Source organism: bacterium, assembly GCA_037128595.1.
Taxonomy (GTDB): Bacteria; Verrucomicrobiota; Kiritimatiellia; order CAIKKV01; family CAITUY01; genus JAABPW01.
In genome coordinates this window covers 21,686-44,999 of the sequence record JBAXWB010000006.1, presented here as the reverse complement: position 1 = coordinate 44,999, position 23,314 = coordinate 21,686, and the positions used below count along the sequence as shown (strand labels likewise).

Genomic DNA, 23,314 nt, shown 5'->3' with positions numbered 1-23,314 from the left:
AGGGTAGGACTCAAATGATAAGAGCGGCATCTGTGATTTGCCTACCTGATGCCGCTCGTTCTCTGGGAGACTCTTTCTCACTTATTTTCTGTCTCCCATTACCTGAATTATACCGCTATCAGGGGGTGCCGTCCATTTACCGCCCGATAATGTAAATGTTTCTTATGGGGGTAGGCAGAGGGGGGTGAAAGGAGCTGGGCTGGAGGTATATGACCGATTAGCTCAATGCCACCGCCCTTGCGTTCGCCTCCATTCTTTGGCACCCTGCCGCTATGTCCAACCGAAAAGATCCGATACGCAAGACGCCTGACGAGATACTGGCCGACCTCATGGCGGGGCATCAGGAGGCTTTATTCTACGGCCCGGAGAAAGCGCGGAAGTACCTGCTTAACTTCGTCGGGCAGGCCAACTCGATCCCGAATGCCGTGAAGTTCTTCCTGTTCGACCTGATGGCCGAGGACGCCTTTCAATGTGGGGACGGTGAAGCCTGCTGCGTGGCGGCCACTACGGCGGTGGGGTATCTGCCGGTGGCCCAGAATGAGATGCCGTCTGCCTTCCGTGCCTACCTCCTCTCTATCCGGCTGTTCGAGCGGGGAATCGCTTTGGCGATTGACGGTGGGGAGTTCGAGCAGGCGCTGGCCTTGTGCGATGAAGCGATCGCCCTCGGCCTAGGGAAAGCCTACGAGGCCAAACGGGCGTCGATCGAGCGGATGACCTAACTGATTCGGTGAGTTATACCTGGAGTTGTTTATTTTGGGGTGCGGCGGCTCGACGCCGCTTTTCATCGGCGCGGCTTGACGCGCCGTTCTTCGATCAGTCCAGCCTCTCTGCACAAGGCAACAACCTGTCGAGCCAGGCTGTGGGAAAGCGGCGTCAAGCCGCCGCACTCCAAATCAACTGCCCTGAGCTTGGTGAGCCCATTTTCACATTGCGCAATACTGATAAAGCGTATTGCGCAGACCTCCATTCGCCGTATTCAGACTCACTTTCCGAGGTGGATGCCGCCGTCCCGGCGGCATTTGGAGCTCATGATTGAGGATAGATTATCTATCCCAGAGGGCTTTGCTCCGGAGGCGGAACGACGGCCGGCGCGGACACCGGCTCGGCTTCCACCGGCGTAACCTCCGCCACGGGTTCCGGAGCCGGTTCTGGTGTGACAATGGGTTGCAAGACCGGCGGCGGTTCCGCAGGCGGTACCACCGGCGCGGGGGGTGGTTCGGCTATCGGGGGTGGCGTCACGACAGGAGGCGGAACGACGGCCGGCGCGGACACCGGCTCGGCATCCACCGGCGTAACCTCCGCCACGGGTTCCAGAGACGGTTCTGGTGTGACACTGGGTTGCAAGACCGACGGCGGTTCCGTCACCGGCGCGGTTGGCGGTTCGGCCATGGGCGGTGGCGTCACGACGGGAGGCGGCACGAAGACCGGCGCGGACACCGGCTCGGCTTCCACCGGCGTAACCTCTGCCACGGGCTCCGGAGGCGGCTCTGGTGTGACACTGGGTTGCAAGGCCGGGGGCGGCTCCGAAGGCGGTGTCACCGGCAAGGGTGGCGGTTCGGTCATCGGAGGCGGCGTCACGACGGGAGGCGGCTCAGAGGCCGGTGAGGACGCTGGGTCGGCTTCCACCGGCGTGACCTCTGCCACCGGTTCAGGAGGCGGTTCGGGTGTGATGCTGGGCTGCAAGGCCGGGGGTGGCTCCGAAGGCGGTGTCACCGGCGCGGGTGGCGGTTCGGCCACGGGCGGTGGCGTCACGACGGGAGGCGGCTCAGAGGCCGGTGTGGACGCTGGGTCGGCTTCCACCGGCGTGACATTTGACGAGAGGCCGAGCGCCTTCATCATCGCTCCCCCTGCGCCTTGCCAGAGAACAAAGACCGGGCGTTGATTGGCGATGGCCGTCGAGACAGGCGTATAGACACTCGGACAGCAAATGATCCCCACGCACTCCTGGATCAATCTGGCGATACGCTGACGCCCCGCCCCGGCTTCGGTGGGGAGTGTCACCACGACCAGTTTCAGACCGCCTCCAGCAAGGACCGGCTCTAAGTCCGGGATGAGGGACAAGGTGGCGGTGGGGCTATTCCTGGAAATCACCAGGCCGATTTCCCTCGTTGCCGGAGTTGCAGACAAAACTGGAGCCATGGCGGGTTTGGCCATCTTGGTAAACCGTACATTTGCCGCCCGCCGATACCCCAGTTGCTGAGCCACCATCTGGACTCGCCTCTGGGTTTCGGGTGTGATTCTACATAAATTACCCCTGCCCGAAAGCACCCGTGAAACCGTTGAAACGGCAACCCCAGCAGCCTGCGCAATGCGATCAAGCGAAACATAATCATTCATGCGCAATACTGATAAAACGTATTGCGCAAATAGTCAAGCCGATGATTTTGCGAATAGTTTGTTTGTCCCTGAAGGCTTCCGTAATCGGCCTGTCGCCAACGACAAAGGCCCGCCAGTATACGTATACGCGGGCCTTCGGTTTTCTCCCTAGCAACCCAACAATTCACCGGGCGGTCATCAGATTGCCACTTGTCCTTTTGTAGTAACCGCCGTGCCGGCGGTAGCAGAATAAAATAGGTGTCCCCAGCCGCCCCGTTTCCGGTAGTTCGCCGGCTTGCAGATTTGGTGGATGCCGACGTCCCGGCGGCATAGGTGTCTAGGAAAGACCAACTGCGGTATTTTCTACTAGATTTTGACCGGTTAGGGGAGCCTGGCGTCTGGAGCGAGCTGGCCGGGCGTTACCGTCAATTACTTTATATCAAAGGGGAAACGCGAGGCGTGACGGCGGCGGGGAGACCGATACGGCCAGGCTTCAGCATGGATACGGTCGAGCAGGTTGTGGCGCTGAAGGGGAAATTACCGATAAATGAGCTGCTGCGCTGTCGGGTGCGATACTTTACGGATGGTGTGATCTTTGCCGTGGCCGGGGTCAGACTGTGAATTACAAATTACGTCTTTTCAACCTTGCCCGGCAAATCATATGCCACCTTCAGGCCGTCGATCTTTACCATGCCTTCCTTGCATAAAGCATCCAGAAGGGCTGTCAGTTCCTGTTCGGAAAGCTGTTTCCGGAATAGTGCATGTAATGTGCTGCGGAGCGTCTTCATTGTCCGCGGCCTGGTTTCGGCTCGTCGAATCAGATCTTTGACGGCGGTCTGAACCTGGGTGTCGAGAGCCGGTTGTGGGGTCGGGCGGGCAATGCTGGCGATGCCGGCTGATCGGCTCACCACGATGCCTTTCCCCGCAAGATGTTTGATCAGCGCATCGAACCCGGAGTCCTTCGAGATGATGTGGAATCCCGCAGATGGATCCTGGACCGACAGCGCGCCGATGTAGTAGGCGATATGGAAGTCGAGCGCGTTCCGCCCAGCCGTTTCGAGCAGTACATACTCGGCATTGCCGCCCAACTCTTGGAGTGCCATGGCGAGGCCGAGCGGGATCTTCCCCTGATTCGGGCCAACGAACACTTTGACCTTGAATGATCCATCATTGAGGAGCGTGAGCTCCTTCGGCTGGACGTTTTCGTAGTCGATCAGGACGTAGTTGGTTTTCGCCATGTGCCTCTCTCCCCAAGAATGGCGACAGTCTGGCACAGGCGATGGCTGATTTCAATCAGGCGTTCATTGCAAATTCCACCCTGCTCCGATTGCCTCACCCGCAGGTGCCACTCGACACTTTTTCAGGAACGCTTCGAGTTCCCTTAGGTTGTAAGTCACAGTGCGATGCCCGATGCGGTAGAAGGCGATCGCCCGCCGGGCTCGGAGGCCTTTGAGCTCCCGAAGGGTGACGCCCAGGTAAGCAGCCGCCGCTCGTGCGGGCACATTTCCTCCTCTAAAGGTTGTCCAGTTATTGTCGTTCCCAACATGCTGCACAGTATTCGTTATTTGAGTGGTTTTCATGGAGGGAAGAATACCAAATTAATCAACCCGCTTTAACAGTTGGAAATCCGCCGATGTCCTGTTTGTCCGGTTAATGTCCAGTTTAGCGGGCGGCGTCTGCCGTGCGCAATAATGCGAGGTAGTGCGTCCAACTCAATTCGGTACGCACTGCGTCCCTAAATTGAAACTTTTGAAATACGCCCGCATATACTGGAGAGAACATCTTGCGCCAGATCGCTGGCCGCACCATTGCCAAATGAGCCGTTTGAGCCAATTATGAGCCATCCCCTCTTTGCGTCTCGTGAAACGCCACTTCATGAGACGCAAGTACGCTTGAGTGTATTGCATGAGACTCAAAAAAATAGCGCTAAACGGAATACGTTCAGGCTTGGGGAAGCGAATTCATAGGTCATTCCTGTGATCCTTGTTCAATTATAGACGCAGTGCGTCTAAATTCGAAACACCCGGCAGGGGAACTCGTGGCGGGTTTGAAGGGTTTGTGACGGGTTTCGGACGCGCTCAGTGTTGCAATGCCCACCGGTCAACGGGATCAGAGCGCATTGATTTTCGTTTCGAGTGCCTTCAATCCGGTCATGATCTCATCGAAATCCGGACGTTCCCCGTAGATCATGAGGCGCATTCCGTCGTAATCCCGCACGACCGCCTTCATCACATGCTCCGGCGGCATCCTTTTCATCGCGCCAGCTTCACGCATCAGATCCGCGCGGTCTCTTGCAGGCCATGTGGCAATGCGATCCATCAGATTTCCTCCTGGCAGATGCGTAGAATCGTATCATGGATCCAGCCGCTCGCTGTCCGCGTGTCCTTCAAAATCTTCCCCCTCATCGCGGCATCAAAGATTCGGCGCAGCTTCAGCACAGTGTCTGCGTTGATTCTGTCTGGCCCAAGTGTTTTTAACGCCTGGACCAACAAGGAACTCTCCCGCCACTTGAAGCCGGCTTCCTTGAGAACCGTGTGCTCGAAGCCAAGTTCCTGATTTACCACGGTATAAGTCCGGTCCGGTCCGTCAGAGAGGTAGGTGATACGCCCCTGCACCTGGGTGGACAATCCAAGCAGATTGAGTGCAGCGGGGCCTGTTGCCTGGATGCGCCAGCCGAATTTCCGTGCCAGCGCGCGCGCCACCTGATCTATATCTGGACTCAGTTCACGCGACAACGCTTCACTGTATTTCGGATAGTCGTAGATCCCCCGGATCACTCGGCGGATGGTCCCCCGTTCCAAAAGACGATATAGGGCGACGTCGATGGCACTGCGTGTGCCAAGACCATTGAAATCGGTTTGGGAAAAGGCCCAACCCCTCCCATTGCCGTAAATCCTGCTAACCACATTGTTTTCAATGCTTTGATGCATGTCTGTAACCTGATTTCTGTAAGAAAAAATGCCTATTTCTTCTTACAAACGCAAGCCTCATTTTCCGCTACGTAAATCACCTCGACTGTCTGAGGTTCAACCATCTCCTTAACTTTCCGCATTAATGTTACAACCCGGTCGCGCATCTTCGCCCATGCCGCTCCGGCCTCCTCTGACGGCGCGGGCATGCGTTTCAGCTCCTTTATCGCCTCTCTGGGCAAATTCAGGCTTAAAGCCACATAACTACTAGCTAAAATAAGCTTTAAGCTAGCGATTGAATGTGGCAGAGTCATTCGGATTATGCCTAGGGCCTCGCGTTATCTGAAGGAGGGGTAGGGCTGGATGTGGCGAGGCCACTTCCTGAATCAACAGGGCAGCGAGGTTAGCGATGAGACAGATGAAACTTGGACTTGTTAACCTGGCGCTGGCCTGTGTGTGCTTCATTATCGCCACCGGTTGCGCATCCTATTCAGTCCGAACAGGGGCGATTACCGGGAAAGAAACCGAGGGACTCTATGCTGGCACCCGGGTCGATGGCGGGTTGACAGTGACCTTCGCTAAGGGGCTTTTCGATCGCGAAACCTGGCCTTTCATGGTGTTCATTTCGCCCATTGCAATTCCCCTCTGTATTGGCGATGGTGCGCTCTCCGCAGTCGTCGACACAATCTGCCTGCCCTATGACCTAACCCATCAATCAGATCTGCCCCCGAAACCCGTCGTGCAACGTGAAGAGCGTCCCGAGATCCAGAAACTGCGCCAGCTTTGGCCGCAGGCCTATTTTAAAGGGGACATCCTTCCCACTGAAGGCCCTTGGCTGTGTAATGTCGTGGTGAATCACGTAACCCTTGAACACTACCGCCAGTGCCTCAAAACGGTTCTGGACTGTGGCTGGATTCTGGATAATCCGGCCGGTTTGGCCCCCTCATCAATTCCAGGCCCATTCACCACCATTCCGGAGTCCTTCCATAGGGATGGTCGTACCCTTACGGTTTACTTCATGGATTGCGGCGTTCGCCTCCGCTCGAAATAGTCCCGGGACCCGTCCCTCGGGCTTCTGGATATTTCCGGGTCACCGACTCCTTGGCTATTTACTGAAGAATCGATCAATGGCCGCGTTGAGGGATTCGTCCCTCCCCTTTTTCGGGCGGAATTCAATATATTGTTGTTTCCGGCCGTCAATCAGCGACACGCTTTCAGTGCACGTCTGGTAGCCAGGGGTGACAATCTTTACGTCGTATTTCCCCGGGGCCAGATCAAATGTTTTCAGGTTGTCATCTGGAAACGCCGTTTCTACGCATTGTCCATTCAGGAAAATCTTAGCCGTTTGCCATTGATTATTTGGCTCAGGCAGAATATGGATTGCCAGACTCGAGGTACCTGACTTCAGGATGGGGGTGGAGCAAGAGGTGATCAGGAGGAGTGTCAGTATCCCCCCGGTTAATCTGATCAATTGCTTCATGGTATCTCCTGTCATTTTATCTCCTGGCGCGCTACGTATCCGCTGGCGTTATCTTCTCGGCGCGGAAAAACTATAACGCAAAGCGGGTTCGGGTCATAGGCTTTCGTTTGGGAAGATTCTCGGAGATCTCGTGGAGTCATCACTGAAAATCCGTTCCAGCATCCACTCGACATCCGTACGGGTGATGAGTTTGGGGTTGGCCAGGGTCGAACCGGAGGCCAGTGTCTCCCGGATAATGAGGTCGGCTTCACGCAGGGGGCGCGCCCGGAACGGGGAGGTCATCTGGAGCCGCTTCTTGAGAGTCAAGATACTTTCCAGCAGATCCCCGTTCAGGACTGAACTCAAGGTGTCATACTTGGAGGCATAGGCGGCGCGGTTAAGCTCAATGGCATAGGGCAGGCAGGCGGCACAGACCACGCCGTGGGGCAGGTGATAGAGTGAGCCGAGCGGATGGGCCATGCCATGCACGACGCCAAGGCGGGCAAAGGAGAGTGCCACTCCGGCCAGATAGCTTCCGACCAGCAGCGGCTCGGCATCCGGGGAGGCGGCATTCTGGTACACCGGTTCGAGATGGGTGGCGATCAGGGTGGTCGCCTCCAGGGCGAGCGCGTCGCTCAACCACGTGGCATGGCGGCTGGTATAGGCCTCGATGGCCTGGGTCAAGGCATCCATCCCTGAAGCGGCGATCACGGCCTTGGGGCAGGACGCCAGCAAATCCGGATCCAGGATCACGATGCGGGCCATCATGCCTGCCGCGCGGATGGATTTCTTGGTGCCACTGATCTCATTGGTCAGTACTGAGTTGAGGGTGGCTTCGGCGCCTGTTCCCGCCGTGGTGGGGATGGCAATGAACGTCAGGCCAGTCTCCGGGATCGGGCCGCCGTCATGATAATAGGCGGGTGGGTGAGGGGCCCCTGCCAGGGCGGCGGCCGCCTTCGCCAGATCCATAATGCTGCCTCCTCCGATGCCTGCGATCCAGTGGGCCTGATGGGCCTGGGCCATTTGGATCAGCGCGGCAACCTGCTGCAGGGTGGGTTCGTCGCCCTGATGGCGGAGGGTCTGGATGACCATGTCGTCTGGACTTTTGGCGAGCAGGGCGGACAGCCCTCCCTGATGTTCCAGGGCGGCGCCATGGACGACCAGTCCGCGCAAGCCGAAGCGGCGGCATTCCTGGAATAACAAGAATCGCATGCCACGCCCTGTAAGGGTCTTTTCAGGAAATACCAGGGTGTTGGGCAAGATGGGTGGGCGCTCAGGCATAGCACATAATGACGGCAATGATTTCAAGATCGGTCACGCCGGTGTTTGAGATGGAGTGAGATTCTCCATTTCCCGTCAGGATCGCGTCCCCGACCGTGACGGGGGTTTGGGTTTTTCCGTCATCCAGCAATCCGGTCCCCCTGGTGACGATATAGACCTCATCCTCGCCCTCGTGCTGATGCGGGCCGATGCTCGCGCCGGGGGGAATGGTCAGGGCGGCGCAGAGCCGCGTTTTAGCCGTAATTTCCTCTTTTTGAAAATAGTGACGGATCGTTACCGTTCCTGCCCCCCCTCTCATGGCGGGCCGGCTCTCTACTGTTCTCTCTGCAAATTTTCGAATCATGGTGCTCTCCCTATGAGTTTCAACCCTGCCATTTTGAGGAGTGAACGGCAAGATTCGAATGCAGGGTTCCAAGAGGGCATTACGGTGACTGGATGGCGCTGTCCACGAACTCCCGGGTGTGCTTGAAATTACTTTGCCAGGTGGTGTACATCACGCCGTCCACCCCTTGAAGCCCGCTGGTGTCTTTGAGCCAGGCGGCAATCATTTTGGGATCGCCATCGTAATAGCCGGCCAGGATTTGTTTGTGGCCGAGCCGGGCAAAATGTTCCAGCGACTGGCGCCGGGTTTTGGGGTCCATTTGCCAGCTCACCACCGTCACTTCGGCGGGGAGATCCTGCCAGGCGCCATACCAGGGACCCTCCCCCTTCACCAGGTAATAGGCACCCGTCTTGCGGGCGTTGTGGGTGGGATCAAACATGTCGGACCAGATGAAAAGGGGCTTCCCGGGATCGGCCGCCTTGATGATCTCGACGCAATGGCGGACGTTGTTTCCAAGAATCCGGGCGGGTTCGCCTCCTTGCCGTTTGCAGGAGTCATCCCAGCCTTGAATCCGGATTTCATCATGCATCATCATATAGCCATCCGGGTGAACCGCATCACGCACCTGCTTGATGTGCTCGGTCAGGATCTCGTAGACCTTGGGTTCGCTCATGCAGCAGGGGACCTGGCCATCATAAATGATGGCGGCGTGGTAATAGTCGGCCTGGACCCGCTGTCCCTCCTTGAGGGTTCCGCCGGGGAGAAGGCGAACGACCGGTCTGGCATGCCACGAACTGTAGTCGCCTGCCCAGGGATCCATTCCCATCAGCGGGTCGCATACGGGTTCCATATCGCGCCCTTCCTGATATCTCACGGTGCCATCCGCACTGGAGAGCTGTAGCGGGGCCCCTTGCCGCCGGAGTACATTCATGAATCCGGCCGGCTCAATCCGGACATCGTCCCACCAGATGGTGCCGCTTTCCCCCGCCCAGGTACCCAGATAGAGGGTCACCGTAGAGGAGTCCAGGGTATTAAAGGTGATGTCGACGGTTTTCCAATCCTGAGTCCGCTCGAACACGGGAGTTTGAAAATTCAGGGTTTGTCCTTTTTCGCCTAGGACCATGACACGGGTATCGTCTGCGACCCAGTCGCGTGTTTTGACGGCTACGGACACATGGTAGGCGTGGAACGGCTGAAGGTGCAGGGTCTGGCAGACCCGGGCGTGCCGGTGTTTAGGATCGAATTTGGCCACCTCCTGCATGCGGAGTGAGGCGTGCCCTTCGTGAAAGACATTCGTATCCCTGAATGAAATCGAGCCGGGCTCGTCGGTGAATTTCCAGCCCTCCGGGGTGTTGGCATGAAACGTCTCAAAGCTACCATTACGGAAATCGATACGTTCGTCCGGGACCAGGGTTCCGTTGCGGACGATGAAGGGGGCACCTTGTACCGGCAGCCCCTCGGCCAGGTTCGGATCGCGGCTGAGGAGGCTGTTGGAATAGCCCATGGGCATGACCGCAGCCACCAGATCGAGCTTCAGCCGGAGGCAGGTGTCATGCAGCTCTTGCCAATGCTTCCGGTAGATATCCGGGACAGAATCCCAGCGCATGAATTTGAAATCATTGAATACCACGCCGGTATAACCCTCGGCGGCAATCCGCTGCAGCAACGCCATGGTTTCAGCCATGTGTTTTTCTGGAAGCAAGCCCGTCTGCAGGTAAAGCCAACTGTGGGGAAGGGGCGCGGCAGGAGCCCCGTGTGATTCCGTGGCGAGCAAAGTGAGCGCCATCAGGCTAGCGAGGAATGAGTGACTCATTTTCATATGAACTCATCCTACGCCGCTGGCTGATAAAAACAAATATCAAAGCAAAAAAAACAGGCCGCCCTTTCCGGGGGCGGCCTGTTCCAGCGAGGCAGTCAACTCAAGGGAAGTTGATGTCCAGCTGTGCGGTGTACGTGTCGGCGCCCGCGAGGGAAGGTTCAGCCCATTTGTCGTATCCCAAGATTACAGATACGTTTTTGGAGAACGCCCAGGCCGCTCCGAAACTGAGGCCGCTGTTGAAGTTTCCGCCACCCATATAGTCAACGGCGACCCACAGTTTATCCGAGATCTCGCTCATGGTGCGATCCCAAGAGGCCAGGATCCCGTCATTGGCGGCGCCCCCGTCCTTGCCCAGCAGCACCTCCTTGTTCCCTGAATAGTAACCGACCGAGAACCGGCCCAGGGAGGGGATGGCCCCGAAGGCGGGAATGGTCTGTCCTACTTCGCCGTAAACGATGTTCTGATCGGTACGGGTTGCTCCGCTCTTTTTAGTTCCGAAGCCGAAGCCACCCACTGCGATAGAGGGCGAATTTAGGCCGACGGAGTTGGTGTAGAGCGTCCCTTCCGGCGTCCCCACCTTGGCATTGAAGTAGAACGGATCGCTGTCGTAGGATGTTCCATTCACCAGGTAGTCGGCGCCCACTTCCGCCTTCACGGCGTCAAAGGGGAGCACACCCACCGTGAGCCCGGCATCGAAAATGTTCGGGTCACGTTGCCCTTCAACAAAATGACTCTTATCCGTGGCCCGCACATAATTATCCAGTCCCAGATGCCAGACATTATAAGGCTGAATATCCGTTGAGGGAATCCAGATTTGTGTAGAGGGGGTTGCCAGAACGAGCGTTGCTGATCCCGCACAGAGAACCCCTGCCATCATTCCTCGTAATACTTTATTCATGATATTTTCTCTTTTCTTTTTTGTTTATACGTTTTTTGTCGGGGTGGCGGCTTTTCTTTTGGAGCCGCCACCCGCGGTCTAATAGTTATTTACCCGATCGCTGCGCCTCCCGTTTCACCGGTCCGGATGCGGATACATTCGGACATCTCGAGGACAAAGATCTTGCCGTCCCCGACTTCCCCGGTCCGTGCACCGCCGGTGATGGCCTCGATGGCCGGCTTGACGAACTCGTCGTTCACGGCAATCTCGAGTTTCATCTTCTTCAGGAGGGTCCCCGCCTCTTTATGGCTGCGGTAGACCTGGGCGATACCGCCCTGGCGACCGCGCCCCATGACGCTGGTGACCGTGACCAGGTCGATTTTCTTGTCGGTTAACCGCTCGAGGACTTCATCCATCCGATCGGGTTGAATCACTGCTATGATGTATTTCATAATTTTTTCCTTAATTTCGTCATTCACTAATCGCTGTTATGTTGCTTTCTTAGTCGAGCATGGTGTAACCGGTTTCGCGATGGTCGGTCAGATCCAGGCCGATGCGCTCGGATTGTTCCGTCGCCCGCAGGCCGATCACCAGGTCAACCAGTTTCAGCAGGACGAAGCTGACCACGCCTGAATAGGCCACTGTGATCGCCACCGCCTTGAGCTGGATGATGAACTGAGCGGGGTTCCCGTAGAACAGACCGTTCGCGCCCGCGCTGTTAACGGCGGTGGTTGCCCACAGACCCGTTGCCAGTGCTCCCCAGATTCCGCCTACGCAGTGTACGCCGAAGGCATCCAGGGCGTCGTCATAACCCAGCTTCTCTTTCACGAAGCTGACGAACAGGTAGCAGATCACGCCTGCGCCCAAGCCGATCCCGATGGCTCCGCCGACGGTGACGAATCCAGCGGCCGGGGTAATGGCCACCAGTCCAGCAACGGCACCTGAGATCAGTCCGAGTACGGTCATGCGGCGGTTAAACACCACATCCATGATCGCCCATGACAGACCTGCAACAGCGGTGGCCACATGCGTCACCACAAAGGCGTTGGTCGCCAACCCGTTTGCGCCCAGGGCGCTTCCGGCATTGAACCCGTACCAGCCGAACCACAGCAGGGCCGCGCCCATGACTGCAAACGGCAGGTTATGGGGAGGGGAGAGCTTGTGGGGGTAACCCAAACGCCGTCCCAGCACCAGGGCCGCGACCAGGGCCGCCACACCCGCGTTGATATGAACCACGGTACCGCCAGCAAAATCCAGCGCACCCATCTTGCGGACAAAACCGCCCATACCCCAGACCCAGTGACAGACGGGATCATAGACGATCGTGGACCAGAGCAGCATGAACACCACAAAGGCCGAGAACTTCATGCGTTCCGCAAAGGCGCCAATAATGAGGCCGGGCGTGATCACGGCAAACATCATTTGGAAGATCATGAAGGCTTGATGCGGAATCGTGCCGGCATAGTCGGCGTTCGGTTCCAGCCCCACGTTCTTCAGGAATGCCCAGTCCAGATTACCGATCCACCCGTTGATGTCGGGCCCGAAAGACAAGCTGTAACCGAAGATCACCCATTGCAAGCTCACCGCGCACATCAGGAAAAAGCATTGCATCAAAACCGAGAGCACATTCTTTTTGCGAACCAGGCCCCCGTAGAACAAGGCCAGGCCCGGGATGGTCATCAGCATGACCAAGGCCGTGCTTACCAGTACCCAGGCGGTGTCGCCTGTATTTACCGCCGACGCGGCCGCCACCGGAGTGGCCGTCACCGCAGCAGCTACCGTTGTGGCGGCTTCTTCCGCCAGAGCGGGCAAGGCGCCCGCCAATGCGATTCCCATTCCCATCATCCCTGCTATCCATCCTGACCTTTTCACGTGTATTCCTCTTTCTCTTGTTGTTGTTTCAAAATCAAGTTCCGTTGTGCCAATGTTTATTACCATGATCCGTGCCAAGTCGCGGTTGATGGGAGGGTTTATATGCGTAACTTTCTATAGGTTAATCGCTTATGGCGTAAAATAAAAAAATACACAAGTGTTCGGCGATATATTTAAACTACAAAATTGTATTCAAAATCAATAAAGATGCAAAAAAGTATCTTTGTTGGATTTATCGCCATCCGCAGCCATGCCGCAGCCGCAGCCAGTCCGCCATATCCATTCATTTCATTGACACATGCGCTAATACAGCTCATAATGCTCACGTGTTTTGCAAGCGTTGCATCGATATGTAAAAGGACTCTCGTTTGATATGCATCCAAAAATTAATCATTTAATCCAGTTACAGGAACTTTCTTTAATTCGCGCTGAACAGAAGGCCCACCGGGGCGGGCACCGGTTGGATGAACTCACGGCGGCCATCAATGACCTCACCTCGCAGCTGTCGCCTGAAATCCAGGCCTTGGTGTTGCGCATGCAGAAGCGCGACTCGATCATCATTGCGCCCATGACCAATGGGGCCTGCAACGCGTGCGGCATGCGGTTGCCCACCAGTCATGTGCAGCAGGTCAAGGTGTCGGATCAGTTACAGGTGTGCCCCATCTGTACACGTCTCCTGTATTTCCAGGAGGGGTTGCCGCGGAATGTCGGCAAGGCGGCCAAGCATACCGAACCCCGCAAGGTGGGGATCGCCCGGTTCTCTTCGCCTGCGCTCATGATTCCCCGCATGGCGGCTACGACGCGTGATGAGGCGATCCGTGAACTCGCCCAGAAGATGCAGGAAGTCGGTGTAGTGGATGCGGCAGACAAACTTGTCGAATCGGCGCTCAAACGGGAAACCATTGTCAGTACGGCCCTGGAGCATTCGCTCGCTTTTCCCCATGTCCGTGGTGTTGAAGGCGGCGGTCTTACCTTGGGCCTCGGGATCAGTCCCAAGGGCATCAAGTTTGACGAAAATGACAAGACGCTGACCAAGATCATCTTTTTCATGGTCATTCCCACCGCGGCCAGCGCGTTTTACCTGAAGTTGCTGGCCGGCTTGGCGGAAACCTTCACGGATGCCGATGCCCGCAAGGTCCTGAGCGCCGAGGAAACTCCCGAGAAACTGTGGAAGTCGCTGATCAAGCTGACCAAGAAGACGGTGCAGTAATCCAGGATTCAGGATTCTGAATCCTGAATCCTGACTACTTGAGCTACTCCCTATGGCCAACATCAAAATTGTGTTAGTGGGCCCCTTGTATGGTGGGAATGTGGGCTCGGTGTGCCGGGCCATGGCAAATACGGGGCTGTCGGAACTGACATTGGTCGCGCCGGCCGAAACCCTTGACTACACTGAAGCCAGGATGATGGCGGTGGCGGCGGGTGACATTCTGGAGAAGCGGAACGTGGTGGCCACGCTGGAGGAGGCGGTGGGCGACTGCGGGCTGGTGATGGGGACCACCGTCCGTCCCGGGCTTTACCGGCAGCATGTCAGAACCCCGCGGGAATGGGCTCCTGATATTCTGGCCTCGGCGACGGTCAATAAGGTGGCGTTGGTGTTCGGTCGCGAGAACTGGGGCCTGACCAACGAGGAGCTGGCCATCTGCACCAACCTCATCCAGATTCCCACCTCGCCCGAATATCCCTCGCTGAATCTCTCTCAAGCGGTTTTGATCTGCTGTTACGAACTGTACGTGGCCTCCGGCACCTTTGAGCCCCCTGCTGAAAAATCGCCCGAATGTTCCACCACGACCCGCGAGCACATGTTCCGGATGTGGCGCGACATGTTGATGGAGGTGGGGTTCATGAATGATCAGAAGGCGGATCACATGATGCTGGGGGTGCGCCGGATCTTTTCGCGTTCCCCGCTGACCACTGATGATGTGAATATTCTTATGGGCATTGCCCGGCAGACGCTCTGGAAGGCGCGGCAAGGCGGCGGGATTGGCCCGACGGGATCGCCCGGCCATGAGTGAGTCCTCATCCCCGGCCCCTTCCCTGACGACCGGTTCGGTGTGGAAAGGCCTGATGGGGCTGGCCTGGCCGATGTTCGTCAGCACGACCCTGCAGAATCTTCAGAGCGTTATCGGCCTGTTCTGGGTGGGACGGTTAGGCTCTGAATCCGTCGCGGCGTTGGCGATGAGCGGCACCCTGCTGATGATGCTGTTTCCCGTGGTCATGGGCTTGTCCACCGGGACGATGGCAATTGTTTCGCGGAGTGTGGGCGCGGGGAACCCGGAGGAAGCGGCGGAGGTGGGGGGGCAATCCCTGCTGGCCGCGCTGATTTGCGGGGTTATTGCCGGCGTGGTCGGCTGGTATTGGGCGGGGGATCTGTGCCGCTGGCAGGGGGCGACCGGCGAAGTCGCCCGGCTAGGTACCCAGTATCTGGGCATTTCATTCCTCGGTTGCTTCACCGTGTTTATTCTCTTTATTGGCAACAGTATTCTCCAGGCGTCAGGGAATACCGTCATCCCGATGTATGCCATGGTTTTGGCGACGGTGCTCAATCTGGTGCTGGATCCCATTTTTATCTTTGGCCTGCTGGGCATGCCGCGGTTGGGGGTTGAGGGGGCGGCGCTGGCCATGGTGCTGGCTCAAAGCGTGGCCATGGTCATCGTGCTGCATGCTCTGGCCCGGGGTAAAAGCGGGGTGAAGGTGGGGCGGGCCGTCTGGCGTCTGCGGTTCGAGCCGATCTGGCGCATCATGAAAGTCGGCATCCCCAGTTCGGGCCAGATGTTATCCCGCAGCCTGATGAGCGTGGCCTTGATGTGGATTGTGGCCAAGTATGGGACGGTCGCGGTGGCGGCCTACGGTATTGGCGTCCGGTTCCATATGATGGCCCTGATGCCGGCCTTTGTATTGGGGAATGCGGCGGGGGCGATCGTGGGTCAGAATCTGGGGGCCGGTCGGCCGGACCGGGCCCAGCGGGTGGCCTGGATGGCCACCGGCCTGGATGCCGTCATCATGCTGGTGCTGGCCATCGGGCTGACCGTCTTTGCCGCGCCACTGATCCGGTTATTTGATGCGGCACCGCAAGTCGTGCAGGAGGGGGCCAGTTATCTCCGGATCGCCTCGTTCTTCCATATTTTCGCGGCGCTCTCGATCGTGCTGGGGCGTGCGTTGCAGGGGGCCGGGGATACGGTGGCGCCCATGGTGGCGACGATTGTGGGCCTCTGGGGCGTGCAGATTCCCCTGGCCCTTTTCCTCGCACGCCACATGGCCTCGCCGACCGACGGCATCTGGTGGTCCGTCGGCCTCGCCATCATGGTCAATGGCCTGATGGTCACGGCCTGGTTTATGACCGGCCGCTGGAAACATAAACAGGTGTGATTTCGCGTTTATTCTTTAACAATTAGTATTGACGTGAGGCGGTTCCTCCGTAAAGTATATGACCTTTCAACAAGCCGTAAGGCTTCATTTAAGGAGAAAATCATGATCGTATCGACAAAGCAGTTATTCAAGCATGCCTATGGCAAATATGCCATTGGTGCATACAATATCAACAATTTGGAACAGACGATGGGCTTGTTCAATGGCTGTATTGACAGCAAGGCGCCCTTTATCATCCAGTTGTCCAAGGGGGCCCGTGAATATACCAACAAGGCGATGCTGGAAGCCATGATCCGTGCGGCGGATGAAATCTTCCCGTCCGCGATTTTTGCCGTGCATCTGGATCACGGTGACGAAGCGACCTGTATGGACTGTATCAAGAGCGGGTTCTACAGCTCGGTCATGATTGACGCCAGCGCGGAGTCATTCGAGAAGAACATCGAAATCACCAAGCGCGTGGTGGATGCGGCGCATGCCAAGGGCATTTCCGTTGAAGCCGAACTCGGAAAACTTGGCGGCGTGGAAGAGCACGTCTCGGTGGCCGAGGCTGATGCCAAGTTGACGAATCCCGCCCAGGCGGAAGAGTTTGTCCAGAAGAGCGGTTGTGACAGCCTGGCCTGCGCCATTGGTACCAGTCACGGCGCGTTCAAGTTCAGTGGCTCACAGGGGCTGCATTTCGACGTGTTGTCCGAGATCCAGAAGCGGTTGCAGGGCTTCCCTCTCGTCATGCACGGCTCCAGCTCGGTGCCGCAGGACGAAGTCGCCCGTATCAACGCCGCTGGTGGCCAGATCAGTGGCGCCAAGGGTGTCAACGCGGATGAGTTCAAGCGCGCCGCGCAGCTCGGTGTGACCAAGATCAATATTGATACGGATGGCCGCCTGGTCTGGTGCCGCGTCCACCGCGAGGCGTTCAAGAATGATCCCAAGAACTTCGACCTTCGTCCTCCGGGCAAGGTCTTCATGAAGGAATACGCGAAGTTCATCGCCGCGAAGAACGAGAAGCTTGGCAGTGCCGGGCAGCTCGACGAAGTTCGCAAGCTGGTGAAGTAAGCGATTTCCGCTGATTCAAAAGGCGTCCGGGTTACCCCGGACGCCTTTTTTTGTCGAATTAATATCCAGCGGATGAGGGCGTGGCACACGCCTCAACGGGGGCCATGCCGTGCCGCTTCCGGGCTTCATTGATCATCGCGGCGGTGGCGGTCGCCCCGACGCGGGTCACCCCGAATTCGCGGACCTTGATCAAATCATCGAGCGTGCGCACGCCGCCGGCCGCCTTGATCTGCACCTCCGGAGCGCTATGTTTCCGCATGAGCTTGAGGTGTTCCTCCGTCGCCCCCTTGTAGTTGTAATCCCCATTAGCCTGCTTGATAAAGCCGTAGCCAGAGGAGGTTTTTACGAAAGCCACCTTGTGATCCGAGCAGATTTCGCAAAGGCGGATGATATGGTCGTTCTTCAAATAGTCGTTTTCAAAGATCACCTTGAGAATTCCCTGATGAGCCATCACGGCTTCGTTGATCAGGTGGATTTCGCGCGAAACATAGGCCCAATCGCCACCCAGCACCTTCCCGATGTTGACGACCATGTCGATTTCCGGTGCTCCCGCCAGAACGGCGCTCTCCGCCTCAATCACTTTTATCCCCGTGGTTGAATTGCCATGAGGAAACCCGATGACCGCACACACCTTCACACCGCTTCCGTTCAGCAAATCCCTGGCCATTGAAATGGCATAGGGTTTGATGCAGACGGTCGCGACGGCATAGCGTGCCGCCAATTCACATCCCGCCTTCAGATCCGCGTCGGTCATGGTCGGGTGCAACAGGGAATGATCAATCATTTTCGCCAGCTCAGCTACAGGAGGTAGGGTTGTTTTCATGTACACACCCTATCCCATCCTAAGTTGAAACACCATGCCTGTACCGGCAATTAAATATCTATTTAGGAAATCAGAATATTATAACTTTACGCAATATTATCTAATAAGATATCCTTAGGAGTATTATGGAACTTCAAAAAATCCGCTTTCGACGGGTGCCTGCCCCGGACTCGCCACTCGGCATTCAGGTGGGCTTCGAGGATTTTCATCGCCTCCGCATGATGTCGCACTACGAGTATCCACTGCACCGGCATGACGGATATGAAGCCATTGTGGTCGAGGCCGGCACTTACCGCTGTCTCCTCAATGGGGAGGACCTCCGGATTCAACGGGGCCAGACCCTTCTGGTGAAGCCGGGAGACCGTCACCAGGACCACCTGTGCAAGGGCCAACGTCACGCCGTCCTTCACTTTCGCCTGACAAACCCCCAGGGAGGACCGGTTCCGGCTCTTTTTGCATCTCAGGTGAGTCCGCACCATCAAATCTCACAAGGGCCCTTAACGGGGGACCTCAAGCTGATTGATGAGATCCAGCATGAGTCAACGGAGGGCCGACCCTATGGCGCCAAAGTGCAGGATGGCCTGATGTCCGCGCTTTTCTGGCGGTGGGTCCGCTTTCTTCCGGTCGAGGCGCTCAGCCCTGAATATCGTTCCATTCCGATCGATGAAGCCCGCAGGGAAGAAATCACGGATCTGTTTAATCGCCACCTGGAGCAGCACGAGAGCCTGCCCGCACTCGCGGCCGAATTAAAAGTGAGTCCCCGTCAACTCACCAACCAATGCCGCAAGCTTTTCGGAGCCTCTCCCGCACGTCTATTGCTCGGGATGAAAGTCAGCCGTGCCGTGGCCATGTTGCGCTATCAGCAGATGCGGGTGAGCGAAGTCAGTGAAGCCCTTGGTTTCGCCAATCCCTACCATTTTTCCAGAGCCTTCCGCAGAACTCTGGGGTATCCGCCCTCCGACGTCGTCTACCATCGAAATGAATGGGAATGACGCTTTTCTTCTTCGCGGGGGCAGGGGCGCGGATGAACTCCCCGGGAGTTTTTCGTAATCGTAATCTTAATCGTAATCCTCTTTGGGGCAGGATATTACGATTATGAAGTGTTTTCGGCCCCCTGCTGAGTTCATATGCGCCCTTTCAGAACGGGGGTTCCTTTGCTCTTGAGCGCAGCCTCCCGACAGGGTACCTTCCTGTCCCATGCGCCAGTCTGTAAATTTGGTTAACTGCCCCGATTATGCTTCTGTACCGGACGCCTTGTCGCGCCTGATGGACGGGCTGGGGGGGATGGGGCAGTTTGTGAAGCCGGGTCAGTCGGTGCTGATTAAGCCGAATCTCCTTTCGGACCACACCCCGGATGATGCGGTGACCACCCACCCCGAGGTGGTTCGGGCCCTGATCCGGCTGGTCAAGTCCGCCGGGGCCACCCCGTGGGTCGCGGACAGTCCTGCCATCATTGCTGATTTGCGGCGGGTCTGGGAGCGGACCGGCATCGAGGCGGTGTGCCATCAGGAACAGGTGCCGCTGGTGAATCTGGAAAAGGCGGGCTCCCGGAGTTTCGAGGAGAATGGGATTCACTTCACGATTGCCACGCCGGTGCTGGAAGCGGATGCCATTATTACCGTACCCAAGGTGAAAACACATGTTCTGACGGGGCTGACCGGGGCTATGAAAAACCTCTATGGAACCGTGCCGGGCCTTCAGAAGACGGCGTTCCACAAGCGCTATCCTTATCCTCAGGACTTTGCCCGCCTGCTGGTGGCCATTTATCGCCAGGTCAGACCGGTGTTGTCGGTGGCAGACGGGGTGGTGGGCATGGAGGGGAATGGTCCCTCTGCGGGGCTGCCGATCCGGCTTGGCTTTCTGGGCGCCTCGGCGGATGCCGTCGCGCTGGATGTGGTCCTCTGCCGGACCCTGGGGCTTGAGCCCCGCAATGTGGTTCATCTCGAGTTGGCACGGCAGGCGGGGCTTGGCCTGCAGGATTGGGGTCAGATCGCGGTGGGCGGGGATGTGGCGATCCAGGCCCTGGCCCCACGGGCCTATCGGCGGCCCTCAACGGTGCCGATTCAATATGTGCCCCGCTGGCTGATCCGCTGGGTGGAACCGTATATCTGGCATCGGCCGCGGTTTCTGCCCAACTGTGTGTTCTGCGGGAAATGCGTGAAGGCCTGTCCATCCGAAGCCCTGACGATCTTGCCCGGTCAGCAACCGTTGCTGACACCGGCCAAATGCATTGCCTGCTGTTGCTGTCACGAAATGTGCCCGGTTCATGCCATTGAGATGCAGCCGAGTCCGTTTTTCAGGTTTGCCAGAAAATTTACCGCAGGACGAAAGCAGTGAGCAGAGGACAGAAGGCAGTTGGCAGAGGGCAGTAAATGAAATATCGCGTCAAACATATCATCGAATACGGGTTCCTGAAGGCCATGGCCTGGCTTGTGAATGTGCTGCCCTATCGGATGGCCTTGTTGGTGGGCTGGAAATGGGCCTGGCTGGGATTCCATGTCGTGCGGTTCCGGCGGGCCGAAGCGGACCGGCGCATCCGGGAGGTCTTTGGAGACCGCTTTACGCCTCGCGAAAGGCGGAGGATTGCCTGGTTATCCCTGCGTAATGTGATGTTCACGGCGGTGGACATCATGCGGACCCCGTTCATCACCCAGGCGCAACTGGATAAAATTTCAGATTATGAACAGCCGATCAGCCTGATGTTGGAGCATCACAAAACCGGACAGGGGGGCGTTTTTGCCCTGCCGCATATGGGGGCCTGGGAGCTTCCCGGACGGGCCATGACGCTGCGCGGGGTCCCTTTTTTCTCTGTCGCCGGTAAACAGCGGAATCCCCTGTTCGATTACTATTTAAACAGCACCCGGGAAAAATCAGGGATGCCCATTCTCATGCGCGGGGCCTCAACCCTGAAGGATATCATCCGGCGCCTGAAGACAGGCCAGATGCTGGCGATTCTGCCGGATGTGAGGATGAGAACCGAGGCGGTCAAAGTCCGGTTTCTCGGGAAGGAAGCCAATATCGGAGGCGGGATGGCCATGTTCGCGCGCCATGCCAATGTGCCGATTTTTCCAGTCATTGTCACGCGGGTGGGGTGGGCGAAACATGTGGCGCATATCTATCCCCCGGTATGGTCTGATCCGTCGCTAGACAAGGATACGGATATCCAGCAGATGAGTCAGAAGGTCATGGATATTGTGTCGGAAGCGATCATGGAAAAGCCTGAGCAGTGGTTCTGGTACAACAAACGATGGGTATTGGAACCGGTGGAGGCGACACCGAGTGACCACCGGGAATAGGTTTTGACGGAGCAAAACCCTCCATTTAGATTTCAATGGAGGGCGCCGCTCTGTCGGCGCCGGTGAAAAGGAATAAACGATGAGAACCATTTTTAAAACCAAGTCGCAGGCGCAAATTATCAGTGATGTGGAGAATGCGGAGCATCAGATGCCGCGGGTGCTGGGGTCATGGCATTTGACATTGCTAGGAATTGGCGGGGTGATCGGGGCCGGTATTTTTGTGCTGACCGGGCAGGCTGCCGCCAATTATGCGGGACCGTCCATCGCGTTGTCATTTGTGATCTCAGGTTTGGCCTGTGCCTTTGCCGCCCTCTGTTACAGTGAGTTTGCGTCCATGATCCCGGTGGCGGGCAGCGCCTATACCTATTCCTATGCCACGCTAGGCGAGGTCTTTGCCTGGATCATCGGCTGGGATTTGATTCTGGAATATCTCTTTGGTGCCTCCACGGTGGCGGTAGGCTGGTCCGGCTATGTGGTGAGTTTTCTTAATGATTGCGGGGTGACGCTTCCGGCGGCCTTATGTAATGCGCCCTTTTCCTATACACCACAGGCGGGGCTCCACTTGACGGGGGCCTGGTTCAACTTGCCGGCCGTGTTGATTATCGCGGTGGTGACGGCGCTTCTGGTGATCGGCATCAGAGAGTCGGCGAACTTCAATAATGTCATTGTGATCATCAAGGTCACGGTGATTCTGCTGTTTATTTTCCTGGGAATGCACTACGTCAAACTCGAGAATCTGACCCCCTTCATTCCGGCGAATACCGGAATCTTTGGTGAATATGGGTGGAGCGGGGTGATGAGGGGGTCCGCAGTGGTGTTCTTTGCCTATATCGGATTTGACGCCGTTTCGACGGCCGCGCAGGAGGCGCGACGGCCTCAGCGGGATGTCCCGGTGGGGATTATGGTTTCGCTGGTCGTTTGTGCCGTGCTGTATGTGGCGGTGGCAGTGGTGCTGACGGGGTTGGTTCCCTATAAGCAGTTGAATGTGCCGCATCCGATCGCGGTTGGCATTGATGCGGCGGGCCCGGCCTTGGCCTGGTTGCGCCCGTGGGTCAAGATGGGGGCGATTGCCGGCTTGAGTTCAGTGGTTCTGGTTCTGATGCTTGGGCAATCCCGGATTTTTTACTCGATGTCGCGAGACGGCCTGCTGCCCGCCGCCTTCGCAGCCATTCACCCCCGATTCAAAACCCCCTGGTTGGCCACGACGATCACGGGAGTGGTGTCGCTCCTGATGGCGGCCCTGTTCCCGATCGGGTTTCTCGGGGAGTTGGTTTCGATCGGGGCCCTACTGGCCTTTGCCATGGTGTGCGGGGGGATCTGGGTGATGCGGGTGACCAAGCCTGAACTGCCCCGTCCCTTCCGGACTCCCTGGGTGCCGCTGGTTCCCATTCTGGGGATTGTGTTTACCGGCGCCCAGATGGTGGCGTTGCCGAGGGATACCTGGATCCGGTTGGTATTGTGGATGGCGCTGGGGCTGTTGATCTATTTCACCTATGGGCACCGGCACAGCAAGTTGCAGCTGCGTCAGGCCAAAGCAAGTATATGACGGTAGGAACCCTGCCAACGATTGTGGTGGTTGCCGTCGCCGTAGGGGTGATCAATATCCCGTTCGGGTTTTGGCGGGATAGTGTCAAAAAGTTTTCATGGCCTTGGATACTGGCGATCCATTTGCCTGTGCCTTTGGTGATCGCACTCAGGCTGGTGTCCCACCTGGGCTGGCAGTTAAGTACTTTTCCCGTGCTGATTGGCGCCTTTTTCCTGGGCCAGTTTGTGGGCGGTCGACTCCACCGGCGGTGGGTAGCAAGGCAACCTTAGTTGTTTAACGGTATTGGAGAAGCGCAAGGCACAGGTGGCAGCCGGCGTCCCGACGGCTGCAGGCTCATAAAGGGCTCATCCAAGGGCGATGCGTTCGCCGGGGACG

24 protein-coding genes are annotated in these 23,314 nt (G+C 57.5%); 12 read left to right on the top strand and 12 right to left on the bottom strand.

Annotated features, from left to right (window positions below):
• Positions 1 to 272 precede the first annotated feature (272 nt).
• Positions 273 to 719, top strand: a complete 447-nt coding sequence (locus tag WCS52_04650; GenBank protein MEI6166462.1) for a hypothetical protein — start codon at positions 273 to 275, stop codon at positions 717 to 719.
• A 328-nt stretch (positions 720 to 1,047) separates the two neighbouring features.
• On the opposite strand, the gene WCS52_04645 is transcribed toward WCS52_04650, so the two are convergent.
• The gene (locus tag WCS52_04645; GenBank protein MEI6166461.1) at positions 1,048 to 2,337 is read right to left on the bottom strand and encodes a LacI family DNA-binding transcriptional regulator; all 1,290 of its coding nucleotides are present in this window, start codon (positions 2,335 to 2,337) and stop codon (positions 1,048 to 1,050) included.
• 312 nt (positions 2,338 to 2,649) lie between these two features.
• Here WCS52_04645 and WCS52_04640 point away from each other — a divergent pair, with 312 nt between their 5' ends.
• Complete coding sequence (locus WCS52_04640; protein MEI6166460.1) at positions 2,650 to 2,937, top strand: hypothetical protein; 288 nt, start codon at positions 2,650 to 2,652, stop codon at positions 2,935 to 2,937.
• An 8-nt stretch (positions 2,938 to 2,945) separates the two neighbouring features.
• Here WCS52_04640 and WCS52_04635 read toward each other — a convergent pair whose 3' ends face one another.
• The 3 genes from WCS52_04635 to WCS52_04625 all read right to left on the bottom strand — a co-directional run bounded on the left by WCS52_04635 (position 2,946) and on the right by WCS52_04625 (position 5,246).
• A complete protein-coding gene (locus tag WCS52_04635) occupies positions 2,946 to 3,554 on the bottom strand; it encodes a PIN domain-containing protein (GenBank protein ID MEI6166459.1) in 609 nt (202 codons plus the stop codon).
• Between the two features lie 871 nt (positions 3,555 to 4,425).
• The gene (locus tag WCS52_04630; protein MEI6166458.1) at positions 4,426 to 4,635 is read right to left on the bottom strand and encodes a hypothetical protein; all 210 of its coding nucleotides are present in this window, start codon (positions 4,633 to 4,635) and stop codon (positions 4,426 to 4,428) included.
• Positions 4,635 to 5,246 (bottom strand): DUF6088 family protein, encoded by a 612-nt coding sequence (locus WCS52_04625; protein ID MEI6166457.1) that lies wholly within the window; start codon positions 5,244 to 5,246, stop codon positions 4,635 to 4,637. Before WCS52_04625 ends, WCS52_04630 begins: the two co-directional genes overlap by 1 nt.
• Positions 5,247 to 5,643: 397 nt before the next feature.
• Here WCS52_04625 and WCS52_04620 point away from each other — a divergent pair, with 397 nt between their 5' ends.
• Entirely contained in the window at positions 5,644 to 6,276 is a 633-nt protein-coding gene (locus tag WCS52_04620) for a hypothetical protein (protein MEI6166456.1), read from the top strand.
• Between the two features lie 54 nt (positions 6,277 to 6,330).
• Here WCS52_04620 and WCS52_04615 read toward each other — a convergent pair whose 3' ends face one another.
• From WCS52_04615 to WCS52_04585, 7 genes are all read right to left on the bottom strand, one after another.
• Positions 6,331 to 6,705 carry a hypothetical protein gene (locus WCS52_04615; GenBank protein ID MEI6166455.1) on the bottom strand — a complete coding sequence of 125 codons (375 nt, stop codon included), beginning with the start codon at positions 6,703 to 6,705 and terminating at the stop codon, positions 6,331 to 6,333.
• A gap of 93 nt (positions 6,706 to 6,798) precedes the next feature.
• Positions 6,799 to 7,965: an iron-containing alcohol dehydrogenase gene (locus tag WCS52_04610; protein MEI6166454.1), complete on the bottom strand. Its 1,167-nt coding sequence runs from the start codon at positions 7,963 to 7,965 to the stop codon at positions 6,799 to 6,801.
• Positions 7,958 to 8,308: a cupin domain-containing protein gene (locus WCS52_04605; protein ID MEI6166453.1), complete on the bottom strand. Its 351-nt coding sequence runs from the start codon at positions 8,306 to 8,308 to the stop codon at positions 7,958 to 7,960. Before WCS52_04605 ends, WCS52_04610 begins: the two co-directional genes overlap by 8 nt.
• A 79-nt stretch (positions 8,309 to 8,387) precedes the next feature.
• Positions 8,388 to 10,106: a carbohydrate binding domain-containing protein gene (locus WCS52_04600; protein ID MEI6166452.1), complete on the bottom strand. Its 1,719-nt coding sequence runs from the start codon at positions 10,104 to 10,106 to the stop codon at positions 8,388 to 8,390.
• A 100-nt stretch (positions 10,107 to 10,206) separates the two neighbouring features.
• A complete protein-coding gene (locus tag WCS52_04595) occupies positions 10,207 to 11,004 on the bottom strand; it encodes a hypothetical protein (GenBank protein ID MEI6166451.1) in 798 nt (265 codons plus the stop codon).
• 89 nt (positions 11,005 to 11,093) lie between these two features.
• Entirely contained in the window at positions 11,094 to 11,435 is a 342-nt protein-coding gene (locus WCS52_04590) for a P-II family nitrogen regulator (GenBank protein ID MEI6166450.1), read from the bottom strand.
• Between the two features lie 49 nt (positions 11,436 to 11,484).
• Positions 11,485 to 12,855 (bottom strand): ammonium transporter, encoded by a 1,371-nt coding sequence (locus WCS52_04585; protein MEI6166449.1) that lies wholly within the window; start codon positions 12,853 to 12,855, stop codon positions 11,485 to 11,487.
• 373 nt (positions 12,856 to 13,228) lie between these two features.
• Between WCS52_04585 and WCS52_04580 the strand changes: the two genes are divergently transcribed.
• From WCS52_04580 to WCS52_04565, 4 genes are all read left to right on the top strand, one after another.
• Complete coding sequence (locus tag WCS52_04580) at positions 13,229 to 14,065, top strand: PTS sugar transporter subunit IIA (protein ID MEI6166448.1); 837 nt, start codon at positions 13,229 to 13,231, stop codon at positions 14,063 to 14,065.
• Positions 14,066 to 14,117: 52 nt separating this feature from the next.
• Complete coding sequence (locus tag WCS52_04575; protein ID MEI6166447.1) at positions 14,118 to 14,870, top strand: RNA methyltransferase; 753 nt, start codon at positions 14,118 to 14,120, stop codon at positions 14,868 to 14,870.
• The gene (locus tag WCS52_04570; protein ID MEI6166446.1) at positions 14,863 to 16,224 is read left to right on the top strand and encodes an MATE family efflux transporter; all 1,362 of its coding nucleotides are present in this window, start codon (positions 14,863 to 14,865) and stop codon (positions 16,222 to 16,224) included. The genes WCS52_04575 and WCS52_04570 overlap by 8 nt, the downstream gene beginning before the upstream one ends.
• Before the next feature lie 102 nt (positions 16,225 to 16,326).
• Complete coding sequence (locus WCS52_04565; protein MEI6166445.1) at positions 16,327 to 17,274, top strand: ketose-bisphosphate aldolase; 948 nt, start codon at positions 16,327 to 16,329, stop codon at positions 17,272 to 17,274.
• A gap of 58 nt (positions 17,275 to 17,332) precedes the next feature.
• On the opposite strand, the gene deoC is transcribed toward WCS52_04565, so the two are convergent.
• Positions 17,333 to 18,097 (bottom strand): deoxyribose-phosphate aldolase, encoded by a 765-nt coding sequence (deoC, locus tag WCS52_04560; GenBank protein MEI6166444.1) that lies wholly within the window; start codon positions 18,095 to 18,097, stop codon positions 17,333 to 17,335.
• A gap of 125 nt (positions 18,098 to 18,222) precedes the next feature.
• On the opposite strand from deoC, the gene WCS52_04555 reads away from it, so the two are divergent.
• From WCS52_04555 to WCS52_04535, 5 genes are all read left to right on the top strand, one after another.
• Entirely contained in the window at positions 18,223 to 19,089 is an 867-nt protein-coding gene (locus WCS52_04555; GenBank protein MEI6166443.1) for an AraC family transcriptional regulator, read from the top strand.
• A gap of 205 nt (positions 19,090 to 19,294) precedes the next feature.
• Positions 19,295 to 20,434, top strand: coding sequence for a DUF362 domain-containing protein (locus WCS52_04550; GenBank protein MEI6166442.1), 1,140 nt, complete (start codon positions 19,295 to 19,297; stop codon positions 20,432 to 20,434).
• A gap of 35 nt (positions 20,435 to 20,469) precedes the next feature.
• Entirely contained in the window at positions 20,470 to 21,393 is a 924-nt protein-coding gene (locus WCS52_04545; GenBank protein ID MEI6166441.1) for a hypothetical protein, read from the top strand.
• A gap of 79 nt (positions 21,394 to 21,472) precedes the next feature.
• Positions 21,473 to 22,939: an amino acid permease gene (locus WCS52_04540; protein MEI6166440.1), complete on the top strand. Its 1,467-nt coding sequence runs from the start codon at positions 21,473 to 21,475 to the stop codon at positions 22,937 to 22,939.
• Entirely contained in the window at positions 22,936 to 23,208 is a 273-nt protein-coding gene (locus tag WCS52_04535; protein MEI6166439.1) for a hypothetical protein, read from the top strand. Before WCS52_04540 ends, WCS52_04535 begins: the two co-directional genes overlap by 4 nt.
• The last annotated feature ends 106 nt before the right edge of the window (positions 23,209 to 23,314 follow it).

Excerpts from the sequence above, each read along its gene's own strand:
- WCS52_04650 (MEI6166462.1), top strand. The coding sequence starts at position 273 with ATGTCCAACCGAAAAGATCCGATACGCAAGACGCCTGACGAGATACTG.
- WCS52_04645 (MEI6166461.1), bottom strand. The coding sequence starts at position 2,337 with ATGAATGATTATGTTTCGCTTGATCGCATTGCGCAGGCTGCTGGGGTT.
- WCS52_04635 (MEI6166459.1), bottom strand. The coding sequence starts at position 3,554 with ATGGCGAAAACCAACTACGTCCTGATCGACTACGAAAACGTCCAGCCG.
- WCS52_04630 (MEI6166458.1), bottom strand. The coding sequence starts at position 4,635 with ATGGATCGCATTGCCACATGGCCTGCAAGAGACCGCGCGGATCTGATG.
- WCS52_04625 (MEI6166457.1), bottom strand. The coding sequence starts at position 5,246 with ATGCATCAAAGCATTGAAAACAATGTGGTTAGCAGGATTTACGGCAAT.
- WCS52_04620 (MEI6166456.1), top strand. The coding sequence starts at position 5,644 with ATGAAACTTGGACTTGTTAACCTGGCGCTGGCCTGTGTGTGCTTCATT.
- WCS52_04615 (MEI6166455.1), bottom strand. The coding sequence starts at position 6,705 with ATGAAGCAATTGATCAGATTAACCGGGGGGATACTGACACTCCTCCTG.
- WCS52_04610 (MEI6166454.1), bottom strand. The coding sequence starts at position 7,965 with ATGCCTGAGCGCCCACCCATCTTGCCCAACACCCTGGTATTTCCTGAA.
- WCS52_04605 (MEI6166453.1), bottom strand. The coding sequence starts at position 8,308 with ATGATTCGAAAATTTGCAGAGAGAACAGTAGAGAGCCGGCCCGCCATG.
- WCS52_04600 (MEI6166452.1), bottom strand. The coding sequence starts at position 10,106 with ATGAAAATGAGTCACTCATTCCTCGCTAGCCTGATGGCGCTCACTTTG.
- WCS52_04595 (MEI6166451.1), bottom strand. The coding sequence starts at position 11,004 with ATGAATAAAGTATTACGAGGAATGATGGCAGGGGTTCTCTGTGCGGGA.
- WCS52_04590 (MEI6166450.1), bottom strand. The coding sequence starts at position 11,435 with ATGAAATACATCATAGCAGTGATTCAACCCGATCGGATGGATGAAGTC.
- WCS52_04580 (MEI6166448.1), top strand. The coding sequence starts at position 13,229 with ATGCATCCAAAAATTAATCATTTAATCCAGTTACAGGAACTTTCTTTA.
- WCS52_04575 (MEI6166447.1), top strand. The coding sequence starts at position 14,118 with ATGGCCAACATCAAAATTGTGTTAGTGGGCCCCTTGTATGGTGGGAAT.
- WCS52_04570 (MEI6166446.1), top strand. The coding sequence starts at position 14,863 with ATGAGTGAGTCCTCATCCCCGGCCCCTTCCCTGACGACCGGTTCGGTG.
- WCS52_04565 (MEI6166445.1), top strand. The coding sequence starts at position 16,327 with ATGATCGTATCGACAAAGCAGTTATTCAAGCATGCCTATGGCAAATAT.
- deoC (MEI6166444.1), bottom strand. The coding sequence starts at position 18,097 with ATGAAAACAACCCTACCTCCTGTAGCTGAGCTGGCGAAAATGATTGAT.
- WCS52_04555 (MEI6166443.1), top strand. The coding sequence starts at position 18,223 with ATGGAACTTCAAAAAATCCGCTTTCGACGGGTGCCTGCCCCGGACTCG.
- WCS52_04550 (MEI6166442.1), top strand. The coding sequence starts at position 19,295 with ATGCGCCAGTCTGTAAATTTGGTTAACTGCCCCGATTATGCTTCTGTA.
- WCS52_04545 (MEI6166441.1), top strand. The coding sequence starts at position 20,470 with ATGAAATATCGCGTCAAACATATCATCGAATACGGGTTCCTGAAGGCC.
- WCS52_04540 (MEI6166440.1), top strand. The coding sequence starts at position 21,473 with ATGAGAACCATTTTTAAAACCAAGTCGCAGGCGCAAATTATCAGTGAT.
- WCS52_04535 (MEI6166439.1), top strand. The coding sequence starts at position 22,936 with ATGACGGTAGGAACCCTGCCAACGATTGTGGTGGTTGCCGTCGCCGTA.